This window comes from Campylobacter sp. CCUG 57310 (genome assembly GCF_013201975.1).
Classification (GTDB): Bacteria; Campylobacterota; Campylobacteria; order Campylobacterales; family Campylobacteraceae; genus Campylobacter_A; species Campylobacter_A canis.
The window spans coordinates 1,589,523-1,603,490 of the sequence record NZ_CP053845.1; the positions used below are offsets into that span (position 1 = coordinate 1,589,523).

The following is a 13,968-nucleotide window of genomic DNA, read 5'->3' on the forward strand; positions in this document are numbered from 1 at the left end:
CCAAATTTGCCATACAGCTTTATTGTATAAGACCCAAGAGATATTTGATAGATCACAAATCATTTAATCAGCCTGCACAATAAAACATCAATGCACAAGCTTTCTTTTACCGGATTAATTCAAAAAACATATCAAATTAATTTACTAACAAATGCTTAATAATCTACGTATCAAATTTCGCATTTAGCCATCTTTTATCAAATTTTAGCTAGAATCTATGAGTTAATTTTAAGGATACAAATGGAAAACATATTTGAAGCAAATCAAGATATCGAATCTATAGACATTGAAGACTCTATAAAAGCAAGCTATCTGGACTACTCTATGAGCGTTATCATAGGACGTGCATTGCCTGATGCAAGAGACGGACTTAAGCCTGTTCATAGAAGAATTTTATACGCCATGAACGATCTTGGAGTAGGCTCAAGAAGCCCTTATAAAAAGTCGGCTCGTATCGTAGGTGATGTCATCGGTAAGTACCACCCGCACGGCGATACAGCCGTATATGACGCGCTTGTTCGTATGGCTCAGCCATTTTCTATGAGATATCCAAGCGTTGACGGTCAAGGAAACTTCGGTTCGGTCGATGGCGACGGTGCGGCGGCGATGCGTTATACGGAAGCTAGAATGACAAATTTGGCTGAAGAGCTTCTTCGCGATATAGATAAAGACACGGTTGATTTTATTCCAAACTACGATGACAGCACCGTTGAGCCGGATGTTTTGCCTAGCAGAGTTCCGAATTTGCTTTTAAACGGTTCAAGCGGTATAGCGGTAGGTATGGCCACAAACATTCCTCCGCATAGTCTTGATGAGCTGATAAGCGGACTTTTGTTGGTTCTTGATAATAAAAACGCAACTCTTGAGGAGGTTATGGAGCATATCAAGGGTCCTGATTTCCCGACAGGCGGTATCATATTTGGCAAAAAAGGCATTATCGAAGCTTACAAAACAGGTAGAGGTCGCGTAAAGATAAGAGCAAAAACCCATATCGAAAAAAAGCCGAACAAGGACGTGATAGTAATTGACGAGCTTCCTTACCAAACAAACAAGGCTCGCCTCATCGAGCAAATAGCCGATCTTGTCAAAGAAAAACAGATAGAGGGCATTAGCGAAGTGCGCGATGAGTCCGATAGAGACGGAATTCGCGTAGTTATCGAGCTTAAACGCGATGCGATGAGCGATATCGTGCTAAACAATCTCTTTAAATCGACAACTATGGAGAGCACCTTTGGCGTCATAATGCTTGCGATAGACAACAAAGAGCCTAAAATTTTCGGTCTTATCGATCTGCTTAAGTTGTTTTTAAATCACCGCAAGACGGTTATAATAAGACGCACTATTTTTGAACTTCAAAAAGCACGCGCAAGAGCCCATATCTTAGAGGGTCTTAAAATCGCGCTTGATAATATCGATGAGGTAATAGAACTTATAAAAAATAGCCCCGATACGACTTCGGCCAGAGATGGGTTGATGGCTAAATTTGGACTTAGCGAGCTTCAGTCAAATGCGATTTTGGATATGAGGCTAAGCAAGCTAACCGGTCTTGAGCGAGAAAAGCTTGATAACGAGCTTCAAGAACTACTATCCGAGATAGCAAGACTTGACGAAATTTTAAAGAGCGAAACTTTGCTTGAAACACTGATTAGAGAAGAACTCATCGAAATAAAGAGCAAATTTAAAGTTCCGCGCGTTACCGAGATAGTGGATGATTATGACGATATCGATATCGAGGACTTGATACCTAATGAAAACATGGTCGTAACCATAACTCATCGCGGATATATCAAACGAGTGCCAAGCAAGCAATACGAGAAGCAAAAGCGAGGCGGTAAGGGCAAAGTAGCAGTAACTACATACGATGATGACTTCATCGAAAGCTTCTTTACGTCAAATACTCACGATACGCTGATGTTTGTAACCGATCGCGGACAACTATACTGGCTGAAAGTTTATAAAATTCCTGAAGGAAGTCGCATGGCAAAAGGCAAAGCGGTAGTGAATTTAGTCCAACTTCAGCCTGACGAAAAGATAAAAGCGATCATTCCGACAACTGATTTCAACGAAAACAAGTCGCTTGCGTTCTTTACGAAAAACGGCGTAGTAAAACGCACAAATTTAAGCGAATTTAAAAACATACGCTCTATCGGAGTAAGAGCCATTACTCTTGATGAAAACGACGAACTGGTAACCGCGCTGATCGTTGAGAGCGATGAAAATGAATTTATCCCGCCTATTAGCGATGATGAAAATACAACCTTAACTCAAGAGATAGAAATTCAAGATGAAAATTTAGACGAAAACGTAGATAGTGTAGCTGCCGGCAAAATGCTCTTTATCGTTACTAAAAAAGGTATGTGTCTTAAATTTAATGTTAGCAAAGTTCGCCAGATGGGAAGAACGGCTCGCGGCGTAACGGGAATTAAATTTAAAGAGCTTGGCGACGAGGTAGTAGGTGCGGCAGTAATTGAAAGCAACGATCAAGAGGTGCTTAGCATATCTCAAAAAGGTATCGGCAAGCGCACAACCGCTGAAGAGTACCGCTTAACAAATCGTGGCGGCAAGGGCGTAATCTGCATGAAGCTAACCAACCGTACAGGCGATCTGGTAGGAGTCTTGATGGTTGATGAAGAGCAGGATTTGATGGCTCTAACCTCAAGCGGCAAGATGATCAGGGTAGATATGCAAAGCATCAGAAAAGCCGGTCGCAATACAAGCGGTGTAATAGTCGTAAATGTCGATGGAGACGACGTAGTAAGCGTAGCGGCATGCCCTAAGGAAGAAAGTCAAAGCGAAGAAGGCGATGAGCAGGGCGAAGACGGCGGCAGTATTTTGGAATAAATTTTGCTTTAATGATTAGCAAATGAAATTTATAAAAAGGTTATAAAATGAAGAGTTTTTATGTTGCGATGATCGGCGTGGCGGCTATGGTTATGAGCGGTTGCTCTAGCAAAGACGCTAATTTAGGCATGGCACAGCAAGATGTCGTGATACAAAAGATCGACAAAGACGATATAAGAGATGTCATGAAGCAAGAAAAGATGATATATGACATAGCTCCGGTAGAAGCGATGTTTAGTGCGGTAGGCGAAGGCATAGCGCCTCTTAACACCGTCTCTCAAGCCCAATCTTTAGCTCTTGCCAAACGCGCAGCGATAGCCGACGCTCACAGGCAGCTTGCAGAAAAGCTTTACGGAGTAAAGATCAACTCTCGCGATACCGTTAGAGACGCAATGCTAAAAGACTCAACCATAACGGCTCAAGTAAGCGGTCTTGTCAAAAACGCTTCGATAGTCGAGCATGACTTCAAAGACGGTCTTTACCGCGTTAGAATGGAACTTAAACTAGATCAAAGCAAGTGGCAAGAAATTTTTGCATACTGATACTTCTGATATCAACTCTATTTGGCTCGGAGGAATTTATCCTTTGGGCCAAAATTTCTACTAAGAATCACATTATAAACTACGAAAATTTAGCAATATCAAAAGCTATGGTTTTAACCAATCTTCGAGATGAATTTTTATGCGAAATCAACGAAAAGAAAAATGAGCAAAATGACGCTTTAACCTATCTAAATTTGCACAAAGACAAGCTTTTTGAATGCTTCATATCTTATAAATTTAAAGTTCAAGACTTCTACACTCACAGCCAAAATTCACAAGGAATAAATCTACACACAAAAACCGATGTAACGCTTTTGCCGATTCGATTTACAATTAAATTTAAGCCAAATTCTGCTATTATCGGCGTATTTAAGATAAAAGAGTAGGTTATGAATATAGTCATTGTCGAAGATGACATAAATATGCGCAAATCCCTTGAAATAGCGCTTGGCGAATACGAAGAATTGCAAATCAAAAGCTACAAAAGCGCAGTTGAGGCTCTTAAGAAGCTAAGCGATGATACCGATCTTATAATAACCGATATCAATATGCCTACAATGGACGGACTTGAATTTATAAAAAAATTAGAGGGCAAATTTGACGTTATCATAATGACGGGAAACGCTACTTTAAACAAAGCCATTGAGAGCGTAAGGCTTGGAGTTAAGGACTTTTTAACAAAGCCGTTTGATATAGAAACGCTTTATCAAGCCATAAAAAGAGTTGAAATTCTAAATCAAAAATTATCTAAAAAAATACAAAAACCAAGCGAAGTTAAAGCTACCGAGTCAAGCGAATTTTACTCCACTTCGCCCGCTCTTGAAAAAACGCTTCATATAGCCAAAAAATCGGCTTTAACCGATGTTAGCATAATGCTTAGCGGCGAAAGCGGAGTGGGAAAAGAGCTCTTTGCAAATTTTATACACAAAAGCTCTCCTCGCGCAAATAAGCCTTTCATCGCGCTAAATATGGCGGCCATTCCTGAAAATCTCATTGAAAGCGAACTTTTTGGCTTTGAAAAAGGAGCGTTTACGGACGCTTCGGCTCAAAAAAAGGGTCAGTTTGAGCTCGCTGACGGGGGGACGCTATTTTTAGACGAGATTGCAGAGATGCCTTTAAATTTGCAACCAAAGCTTCTAAGGGCTCTTCAAGAAAGGGAGATAACGCGTCTTGGAGCTACTAAAAGCACTAAAATAGATGTAAGGATAGTTTGCGCGACTAACGCAAATTTGCAAGACTTGATAAAACAGGGCAAATTTAGGGAAGATCTTTTTTACAGATTAAATACTATTCCTCTTTTTATCCCGCCTCTTAGAGAGCGCAAAGAGGAAATTTTGCCCATAGCAAATCGCGCTCTTGAAAATTCCTGCAAAGAATTTGGCTTCAAGGCTAAAAAATTCTCCAAAGAAGCTGCAAAAGAGCTTGAAGAGTATGAATTCCCTGGCAACATAAGAGAGCTTATTTCCGTAGTTCAAAGAGCGGCTATAATGAGCGAAGGAGATGAAATTTCGGCTAGCGATCTGTTTTTACAATCAAGAAAGCCAAAGGATAAAGAAGGGATAAAAAAAGACCTTATAATCGACGTAGTAAAAAGCGTGGACGGAAATTTAAAAGAGGCGTGCGAAATTTTAAATTTAAGCGAAGAAAATTTACGAGAGAATCTTAAAAAATATGGTATAAAGGAGGGTTTATGAGAAAGTTTAATGTTGCAGTAGTAGGCGCTACAGGTGCGGTCGGCGAAGAAATTTTCCGTGTGATGGAAGAAGTTAGCTTCCCTGTAAATGAGCTGTTGCCGCTTGCAAGCGCAAGAAGTGCCGGAAGCGAAGTTGAGTTTAACGGCAAGTCCTATAAGGTCGTAGAGCTTACTGAAAGCGTATTTGATGAGCATGAGATCGATATCGCATTTTTTAGTGCAGGCGGATCGATATCTGCGAAATTCGCACCCCTTGCGGCTCAAAGCGGAGCGGTTGTGATAGACAACACAAGCCACTTCAGGATGGATGAAGATGTGCCTTTGGTGGTTCCTGAGTGCAATCCGCAAGATATAGTCAAATGGGTAAACCGCGGCATCATTGCCAATCCAAACTGCTCGACTATCCAAATGGTGCAAGCGCTTAAGCCTCTTGATGACACATACGGCATAACTCGCGTAGATGTCGCCACATATCAAGCCGCAAGCGGTGCGGGCAAAGAGGGCATGGAGGAGCTTGTCTTACAGCTTCAAAAATTCTTTGAATTTAAACTTGACGAGTGCGAACCAAAAATTTTCGCTCACCAACTGGCATTTAACCTCATCCCTCATATCGACGTGTTTTTAGACAACGACTACACGAAAGAAGAGATGAAAATGGTAAACGAAACACAAAAGATTCTCCATAAAAATATCGAAGTAAGTGCGACCTGCGTGCGTGTGCCGGTGCTTAGAAGCCACTCCGAGGCTATCACTATACACTTTAGCCAAGATATCAATGCCGACAAAGCAAGAGAGGTATTAAGAGCCGCGCCTAGTATCGTCATAGAGGACGAGCCTTCAAAGAAAATTTATCCTATGCCTCTAACCGCAAGCGACACCAACTACACTTATGTAGGCAGAATTCGAAAAGACAACTACCGAGATAACGTCCTTCACCTTTGGTGTGTAGCCGATCAAATTCGCGTAGGAGCCGCAACCAACGCGGTAAGAATCGCTCAAAAATGGGCGCAAATGCAAGAGTAATTTGCAGGTTTTAAAGCCGTGACTAAGGCTAAATTTAATGACTTAAGAGCACAAATTTAGCCTTTAAATCCTAAAATTTATATTATCCTCAAGAAAAAATGTCGCAATAAAGCTTCTGTCAAAGCTTAAATTTTACCAAGCATTGATCTGCGGGTAAAATTTAATAAAAACAAAGTCATAAATTTAAGAAAAAAACTGTAAAATACGAGCCAAATTAAAAATAAGGAATTTGATGTTTTCAAAAGTATTTGAAAAAATCTTGCTTGCAAGCAATAAATTTACCATACTTCCCGTTATATTCGGTCTGCTTGGGGCTATCGTGCTCTTTATCATAGCAAGTTACGATGTGTTGGTTATCATGAATGACGTTTGGAACTACTTCTTTAAAGGTATTCATCCTGATAATTTCCACTCGGATGTAGTGGGCGTTATCGTAGGAGCGATCGATCTATATCTAATGGCGCTGGTTCTTTATATCTTTAGTTTCGGTATCTATGAACTCTTTATCTCGGAGATTGAAGCTCTTAAGGAGTCAAAACAAAGCAAGGTTTTAGAGGTACACTCGCTTGACGAGCTAAAAGACAAGATCGGAAAAGTCATCATTATGGTCTTAATCGTAAATTTCTTCCAGCGCGTCTTGCACGCAAATTTCACAACTCCGCTTGAGATGACTTATCTTGCAGTGTCGATTCTTGCGCTTTGTCTTGGGCTTTACTTCTTGCACAAAGGCGAACACTGATTTAAGAGGTAAATTTGCCTCTTAAATCATCTTTAAAAGCACAAATTTAAACTTTGCTTTATAGTCTTGCTAAATTTTACCAAACAAATTTGGCTCATTGCTCCTGCTTTAAAAGCCCGTTTGCGGTAAATAAAAAGCATTGCGCCTCTTTGCTTAAAATTTCTTTTTTGCTATGAGTTATCACCACAAAAGGCTTATTTTTGGCATTTAAATTTGCAAGCGTAAGAGCTGATTTAACATCATCAAGTTCGTTAAAAGGCTCATCAAACAAATACAAATCAGCGTCTTTTATCAAAGCGCCGGCTATCGCCACAAGCCGTTTCTCGCCGCCTGAAAGATAGTAAATCGATCTATCTGCAAGATGAGAAATTTCAAATTTCTCAAGCATATCCATAGCCCTTTGTTGTGCAATTTTGGGATTAACCCCGCTAGCTAAAAGCGAAAAAGCGACATCTTCGATGACGGTTGGGGCTACGAATTGATCAAAGCTGTTTTGAAAAAGATATGAAATTTGCAGATTGTCCTGTTTTATTATCTCGCCCGAATTTGGCGAAGCTATACCTGCAAGAATTGATAAAAACGTGCTTTTACCGCTCCCGTTAGCTCCATAAATCACAATTCTTGAACTTGAAGAAATTTGCAAATTTATATTTTCAAAAAGCACGCTTTTGCCGTAACTAAAAGATAAATTCTTAGCCTCTACCAGCATATATCCTCTTTAGATAAAATTTTTATAAGCTCTAAAAATAGCCGTTAAAATAACAATTACAAACAGTAAAATTTCTGCCAAGCTTGCCCGCAAAGCAGGTAAAAACGCTATCTTTCCGCTATATCCTCGCACCTTCATAGCGTTAAATATGCCAAACGAACGATCAAGCCCGCTAACGATAATCTTACCGATAAGGCTTGCATAAGCCTTAAAGAAAAAAAGCGAAATTTCACGTTTGACACCGCGAATTTTAAGAGTTTTTGGCATATCCTTGACCCACACTAAAAGCTCTTCAAAAACTTTAGCGTAAATCATCATTATGGCGATTAATTTTTGCGGTAAGCGCAAAGAAAAAAGAGCCTTAATAACAAAATAACTATCCTTGCCAAGAAGCAAGCTTAAAACCAAAAGTAATATTAAATTCGTCCTTACAAAAATGCTTTTTGCACTTGCAAAATCGCCGTTTAAAGCGTAAGAAGCAACGATAAAAATCAAAAATATATTTAAATAAAGCAGCCAAACAAGAGCTCTTTTTTTATCTTTTTGAAACAGGATAAAAGAAAGCACGGGCGCTACAAAATCAACCGCATAAATTTCGCTCGCATTTAGCAAAAAGATATCATAAACGATAATGCTTAAAAGATAGCAAACCGGTCGGCTCATAAGAAATTTGGCTTATAACGCAAGATAAAACGCAGTGCAAAAACCGATATCAAGCCCTCTATAAACATCAAAGGCAGATTAAAAATAAAAATCATATAAACAGCATAATCAAGCCTTGCGCTGCTTATTAAAAGTATGGTTATAAGCAAGGCAACGCTTAGTAAAACAGGCGCAAATCCACCGATAAAGGAGATCAAATTCGGTTTTAAGCTTAAGTGCGGCCTTAAAAAATACCACACCAAAACTGCAGGAGCCGCCATTATAAAGGTATTTACCCCAAGTACGCCTATACCTCCAAAACCGTAAAGCAGAGCTTGGAAAAGTAGCGCTATCATAATGGCTAAAAACGCCTGCAAGCCACCAAGCGCACCGATAATGCCGTTAAAAAGCAGATGTACGCTACTTGGACCCACGGGGATATGCACAAAAGATCCAAGGAAAAACAGCGCCGTTAGCATAGCGACTTTCGGGATACTCTCAAAATCAAGCTTATAAAGCGCATAAGCGCAAATTCCGCCCGAGACAATCCAGCCCGCAACTAAAATTTCGCTATTTAAAATTCCTTCTGATATGTGCAAATTTCATACTTTTCTTGATTTAGTAATAGCAATGATACCAAAAATACCAAAGATTATGCCTATGGCACTTAAAATTCCAAGATATTTTTGATAAACAGGCTCTTTATAACTATTAAGAGCCAGCTCATCGTTTGCATCGATATCAAATTCTTTCGTATGCTCGCCATGATCGCTACTTGCGGTAATCTTAATCCTATACGCTCCCTTGCGAGGCGGCAAAAATGAAAAATTCCCGCCGCTATCCATTGTGCTGGTTAGTAGCGGTATGGCAGAATCACCCTCGTATATGACGATCTGGGCATAAGCGGCAGGAATTTTCTCGGTGAAATTTGCATTTATGATTATGGCTTTGCCCTCATGTGCGCTATAAAATAGCCCGTGAGCGCTTAAATTTAAGCATAAAGCCGCTATAAAAGCTAGAATTTTCACTACTTGACCTCAAATGATATTGAGCTTTGTATAAGCATTCTTTCAGCGCTTTCGTCGGTAAAAATAGGCTCTGAAGATTTAGCCGCGATGATGTTTAAGCCCTTTTCTTTAATAGGAATAAGCGCAATGCCAAATTCATTTGTTACGTTATCTATATCATCTTTTGCCGTTTCAAAACCAACGTTTTTAGCAGGCTTGCCGTCTTTTAGAACAAGTACGGGCAAGCTCTCGCCTACTTTTATCTTAAACGGATCGCTAAGCGCTATAACCTCGAGTTTAAGACCTATGGGCTTTAAGAAGTTTTCATTCCACGAAAAGTAGGTTTTGCCTATCTTCATGCTTCTAATCGCGTCAAAAACTATCCCTTTTGTCTTTGCTCTATCGCCCACGACGTAGCCTTTATCCGTTTGCACCCAATGTCCTGCATCAAAGGTCATTGTAACTACCGCAGGCGATTTATCTGTCAAGATTTCAGGCAACTTCTTATCATCGTCATAGTTATAAACTATGCCTGTTTTGATTAGCTTTAAATTCTCGTCATAAGCCTTAGCACCCAAAACTTGTTTTGAAGCGTAGCCTTCAAATTTATCGTGAGCCCAAAATTTAAGCTCGAATTTGTTTTTACCCACACTTTGAGCGACCACTTGGTGCGCCTGTGCACTCATTGTTAGAGCCGTAGCTATAAAAATAGCTTTTAATAACATTTTATTTGACATACTACTCCTTTAATAATAATTTATTATAATTAGTATTATAGAGCCGAGGAATTTAATGTATTCTGAAATTTTATTAAGCGGATAAAGTATTTTATCAAACAGTATAAATTTTACACTTGATTAACACAGGGAATATAAAATACGCCAACAAATTAAAACCGACAAGGAGAAAATATGAGAGTATTTAAAATTTTAGTCGTCGCTTTAGCGTTTGCGACCTTTTCATTTGCAGGAGAAGCTTTTAGTAAAGCTAAATTTGACGAGCTTATGAGCGAAGGCAAAGGTATAGTAGTACATATCCACGCTACTTGGTGCGGTACTTGTAAAAAGCAAGAAAAAGTTTTAGACCAAATCGCCAAACAAAACAGCGACAAAGCTAGCTTCTTAACCGTTGATTTTGATAGCCAAAAAGACGAGGTAAAGAGCCTTGGAGCAAACGATAGATCAGTTATCATAGTTTTTAAAGACGGCAAAGAGGTTTCAAGGACATTTTATGAAACCAACGAAGAGAAGATTAAAGAGCAAGTAAAGCTGGCGTTTTAAGAGAATTTTATGGATATCAGCGCTACCACACTGTTTTTTAGCTTTTTATCGGGAATTTTAACCACGTTAAGTCCTTGCGTTTTGCCGATACTGCCTATTATAGTCTCTTCGGCTCTTAGCAGATCAAAATTCGGGCTTATAACGCTTGCGCTTGGTATGGCGCTATCTTTTAGCCTTATAGGCACTCTGCTTTCCTCGGTAGGACTTGCGCTTGGGCTTGATAGCTCTACCATAAGAACCGTAGGCGGAATACTGTTGCTTTTGGTTGGAATTTGGCTTATTAGTCCAAAAATGCAAGAGCTAATAAGCTCTAAAACAAGCGGCTTTAGCAATCAAGCTCAAGGATTTTTAGTCAAATTTAATCCTGACAGCGCCAAAGGGCAATTCATAGTAGGAGTTATGCTTGGAGCCGTTTGGTCTCCGTGCGTAGGGCCTACTCTTGGAGCGGCGATAGCTCTGGCTTCACGTGCAGAAAGCCTGCTAAACGTATTTATAGTTATGACCGTATTTGGAATTTCGGCAGTCATACCTCTCATAGCCATAGGGCTTGCCTCAAGACAGAGCTTTAAAAATAAAAGAGAGAAAATCGCAAATTTTGCAAGCAAAAGTAAAATCATCATGGGAATTTGCTTAATCGTAATTTCTCTTATGGTTTTAACGGGGCTTGATAAGGTAGTTGAAGGGTTTTTAGTAGAGATTAGCCCTGAGTGGCTAACCGATCTTACGACAAGATTTTAGGCTTTTGCCTAAAATCTTTTTAAATTTCTATCCAAATAGCGAATTTACGCTTTCGTTGTGATAGACACGTCTTATCACTTCGCCAAATATCGGTGCGACACTTAGAACTTTTATCTTATCAAGTTGCTCTTTTAGCGGTATCGTATCGGTTATAACAAGCTCATCTAAAGCATCATCGCTTAAATTTTCATACGCCTTGCCCGAAAGCACCGCATGAGTACAGCATGCCATCACGCTAGTTGCGCCTCTTTCTTTAAATACTCTAGCAGCTTTTACTATCGTGCCCCCCGTATCGATCATATCATCTACAAGTATCACGTCTTTGCCGTTTACGTCGCCTATGACGTTCATCACTTCACTTTCGTTTGCCTTTTCGCGGCGCTTATCGACGATAACGATATCAAGGTCTAAATTCTTAGCCACACTTCTAGCGCGCGCTACACCTCCGATATCAGGGCTTGCTATGATAGGGTTTTTCAGATGTTTGTTTTTGATGTATTCGTTAAATATTATCGAGCCGTAAAGATTGTCCACCGGGATATCAAAAAAGCCTTGAATTTGCCCTGCGTGAAGATCGATGGTAACCACGCGGTTAATACCCGCCGTTTGTATCATGTTTGCAACCAACTTAGCGGTAATCGGCACTCTAGGAGCGGCTTTTCTATCCTGTCTTGCGTAACCGAAGTAAGGAATCACCGCAGTTATCGAGCTAGCGGAGCTTCTTTTAAGAGCGTCCGTTAGTATCAAAAGCTCCATCAAATTTACGTTTGCAGGCGCACATGTCGGCTGAACGACAAAAATATCCTTACCGCGCACGCTCTCACCGATTTGCACGCTGATCTCGCCGTCGCTAAATCTCTTAATAGTAGCCTCGCTAAGCGGAAGCGAAAGATAGTGAGAAATTTTTTTGGAAAATTCGACGTTTGCGGTACCGGAGAAAATTTTATAACCTCTCATGAAATTTTACCTTTGTGAGTTTTTGGATGAGTTATTTTAGCAACAATGAACTTAAATTTGCTTTTGCGACTTAAAATTTAGCTTTGAGTAAAGAGCGATAAAAAGCTCAAACGTAACGATTTTAGCGCAAATTTTAAGCTTACTTACAAATTTGAGCTTATATCAAGTCGGCTTATGATAATTTTTTTAAAATTTTAAAGGAGACACAATGGTAATAATGCAGGTTTTATTTGATTATAAAGGCGGTTATGGCGAGGAAATGTATGAGCAGTGCCGAGAGTTAGCCCAGTTGATAACCAAAGAAAGCGGATTTATCTGAAAAATTTGGACCGAAAATGAAGAAAAGGGCATAGCCGGCGGAATTTATGCCTTTAACAGCGCCCAACAAGCCGAAACTTACGCCAAAATGCACGCTAAAAGGCTTGAGGAATTCAAAGTTGCTACAAATTTCAGATATGAAATTTTAGACGCTAATGAAAAACTAAGCGCAATTACAAATTTTAAATTAAAATAGATGAGATTTACGGGCGTTTTAAGTCTTGATTTGAACATAAAGTATATTTACAGAAGGCTTCAAAAGGCGGTAATGTAAATTTCCAAAGATAAGGCAGCAAATCAATGAGTGAATTAAAACATCTAAAAGTTTAATTCACTCTGACTAAATTCAAATTTACGAAATGTAAATTTAAACTATAAACCCGCTTCCGATAACCAAATCATCTCGGTAAAACACCGCTAGCTGTCCGCTAGCTACTCCATAAGCTCTATCTTTTAACTCTATATGTCCCGTTTGTCCGTCTATCAAAACACGAGCGCGTAAAGGCACGCTTCGGTATCTAACTTTCACATCACACTCAAATTCTCGCTCGTTAATAAACATATTTATATCTTGTATCTTGATATCGCTACGCTCAAGCTCATCTTTTGAGCCGACAACTATCCGGTTGCTTTTACTATCTATGCTTAAAACAAAATGCGGCTCATGCGCGCCAAAGACCTCAAACCCTCGCCTTTTGCCGATAGTATAGTGCATATAGCCGCTATGTCTGCCGATTATCTTGCCACTTTTATCAACCACGTCTCCCGGCAAATTCGTATCATAGTGGCGATTTAAGACATCTATATATGTAGTATCCACAAAGCAAATTTCGCTACTTTCGGCTTGCTCGCCAAATTCGCGCAAGCTCTCAACGCTCTTTGCAAGCTCTTTTATATCACTTTTAAGCTTATCGCCAAGCGGAAAAATCATATCCTTAAGCACCTCTTGGGGCACCTGAGCTAAAAAATAACTCTGATCTTTATTAAGATCTTTTGCAACCTTGATAAATCCGTCTTCAACCTGCACATAATGCCCTGTAGCAAGCTTATCGCAGCCTAAATTTTTAGCAAATTTCAGCAGCTCGCCAAGCTTTATAAATTTATTGCAAAGAGCACATGGATTTGGCGTGCGACCATCTTTATAAGTATCCACAAACGGCTGATATACGTATTTATCAAACTCATCTTGCAGATCAAGCACGTGCATTTTGATACCTAAAAACTCACAGGCCTTTTTTACTTTTTCAATGTTTTTTTCGTGATAACCGGGTTTTTTGTGTAGCTTCATATAGCAAGCTATTATCTCGTGTCCTTGCTCTTTTAGCATTTTCGCACTAATCGTAGAATCAACGCCTCCGCTCATCGCCATTAAAATTTTCATTATTTTCCTTTTATATACCCTATCGCAAATTTAAAACTACTTGAATACACCCGCAGACTTTAACATTAAAAATATCAAAAACGGGTTTAAGAGTATCT

At 39.6% G+C, this 13,968-nt stretch carries 16 protein-coding genes; 9 read left to right on the forward strand and 7 right to left on the reverse strand.

Annotation, left to right across the window (positions count from 1 at the left end):
- The first annotated feature begins 240 nt into the window (after positions 1-240).
- The 6 genes from gyrA (at position 241) to CORI_RS08020 (ending at position 6,838) form a co-directional block, all read left to right on the forward strand.
- On the forward strand, positions 241-2,841 hold the full coding sequence (gene gyrA, locus CORI_RS07995) for a DNA topoisomerase (ATP-hydrolyzing) subunit A (RefSeq protein ID WP_173031537.1): 2,601 nt from the start codon (positions 241-243) through the stop codon (positions 2,839-2,841).
- 86 nt (positions 2,842-2,927) lie between these two features.
- Positions 2,928-3,383 (forward strand): LPP20 family lipoprotein, encoded by a 456-nt coding sequence (locus CORI_RS08000; protein WP_301952213.1) that lies wholly within the window; start codon positions 2,928-2,930, stop codon positions 3,381-3,383.
- Positions 3,359-3,769 carry a hypothetical protein gene (locus tag CORI_RS08005; protein ID WP_173031539.1) on the forward strand — a complete coding sequence of 137 codons (411 nt, stop codon included), beginning with the start codon at positions 3,359-3,361 and terminating at the stop codon, positions 3,767-3,769. Before CORI_RS08000 ends, CORI_RS08005 begins: the two co-directional genes overlap by 25 nt.
- 3 nt (positions 3,770-3,772) lie before the next feature.
- Positions 3,773-5,077, forward strand: coding sequence for a sigma-54 dependent transcriptional regulator (locus tag CORI_RS08010; protein WP_173031540.1), 1,305 nt, complete (start codon positions 3,773-3,775; stop codon positions 5,075-5,077).
- Entirely contained in the window at positions 5,074-6,099 is a 1,026-nt protein-coding gene (locus CORI_RS08015) for an aspartate-semialdehyde dehydrogenase (protein ID WP_173031541.1), read from the forward strand. Before CORI_RS08010 ends, CORI_RS08015 begins: the two co-directional genes overlap by 4 nt.
- Before the next feature lie 232 nt (positions 6,100-6,331).
- The gene (locus CORI_RS08020; RefSeq protein WP_173031542.1) at positions 6,332-6,838 is read left to right on the forward strand and encodes a YqhA family protein; all 507 of its coding nucleotides are present in this window, start codon (positions 6,332-6,334) and stop codon (positions 6,836-6,838) included.
- 94 nt (positions 6,839-6,932) lie between these two features.
- Here CORI_RS08020 and CORI_RS08025 read toward each other — a convergent pair whose 3' ends face one another.
- Genes CORI_RS08025 through CORI_RS08045 form a run of 5 tightly spaced genes read right to left on the reverse strand, consistent with a single transcriptional unit; the run spans position 6,933 to position 9,933 of the window.
- A complete protein-coding gene (locus CORI_RS08025; RefSeq protein ID WP_173031543.1) occupies positions 6,933-7,547 on the reverse strand; it encodes an energy-coupling factor ABC transporter ATP-binding protein in 615 nt (204 codons plus the stop codon).
- A gap of 9 nt (positions 7,548-7,556) precedes the next feature.
- Positions 7,557-8,210 carry a CbiQ family ECF transporter T component gene (locus CORI_RS08030; protein ID WP_173031544.1) on the reverse strand — a complete coding sequence of 218 codons (654 nt, stop codon included), beginning with the start codon at positions 8,208-8,210 and terminating at the stop codon, positions 7,557-7,559.
- A complete protein-coding gene (gene cbiM / locus CORI_RS08035; protein WP_173031545.1) occupies positions 8,207-8,788 on the reverse strand; it encodes a cobalt transporter CbiM in 582 nt (193 codons plus the stop codon). Before cbiM ends, CORI_RS08030 begins: the two co-directional genes overlap by 4 nt.
- A gap of 3 nt (positions 8,789-8,791) precedes the next feature.
- A complete protein-coding gene (locus tag CORI_RS08040) occupies positions 8,792-9,217 on the reverse strand; it encodes a carboxypeptidase-like regulatory domain-containing protein (protein WP_173031546.1) in 426 nt (141 codons plus the stop codon).
- Entirely contained in the window at positions 9,217-9,933 is a 717-nt protein-coding gene (locus CORI_RS08045) for a DUF4198 domain-containing protein (protein ID WP_173031547.1), read from the reverse strand. Before CORI_RS08045 ends, CORI_RS08040 begins: the two co-directional genes overlap by 1 nt.
- Before the next feature lie 174 nt (positions 9,934-10,107).
- On the opposite strand from CORI_RS08045, the gene CORI_RS08050 reads away from it, so the two are divergent.
- Positions 10,108-10,476, forward strand: a complete 369-nt coding sequence (locus tag CORI_RS08050; protein ID WP_173031548.1) for a thioredoxin family protein — start codon at positions 10,108-10,110, stop codon at positions 10,474-10,476.
- Between the two features lie 9 nt (positions 10,477-10,485).
- On the forward strand, positions 10,486-11,214 hold the full coding sequence (locus CORI_RS08055; protein WP_173031549.1) for a cytochrome c biogenesis CcdA family protein: 729 nt from the start codon (positions 10,486-10,488) through the stop codon (positions 11,212-11,214).
- Positions 11,215-11,241: 27 nt separating this feature from the next.
- On the opposite strand, the gene CORI_RS08060 is transcribed toward CORI_RS08055, so the two are convergent.
- Positions 11,242-12,171 (reverse strand): ribose-phosphate pyrophosphokinase, encoded by a 930-nt coding sequence (locus CORI_RS08060; RefSeq protein WP_169942662.1) that lies wholly within the window; start codon positions 12,169-12,171, stop codon positions 11,242-11,244.
- A 322-nt stretch (positions 12,172-12,493) separates the two neighbouring features.
- Between CORI_RS08060 and CORI_RS10735 the strand changes: the two genes are divergently transcribed.
- Positions 12,494-12,685, forward strand: coding sequence for a YdhR family protein (locus CORI_RS10735; RefSeq protein WP_301952214.1), 192 nt, complete (start codon positions 12,494-12,496; stop codon positions 12,683-12,685).
- Positions 12,686-12,856: 171 nt separating this feature from the next.
- Here the strand turns inward: CORI_RS10735 and mnmA are convergent, their stop codons facing one another.
- Positions 12,857-13,900 (reverse strand): tRNA 2-thiouridine(34) synthase MnmA, encoded by a 1,044-nt coding sequence (gene mnmA / locus CORI_RS08070; protein ID WP_301952215.1) that lies wholly within the window; start codon positions 13,898-13,900, stop codon positions 12,857-12,859.
- Positions 13,901-13,968 lie beyond the last annotated feature (68 nt).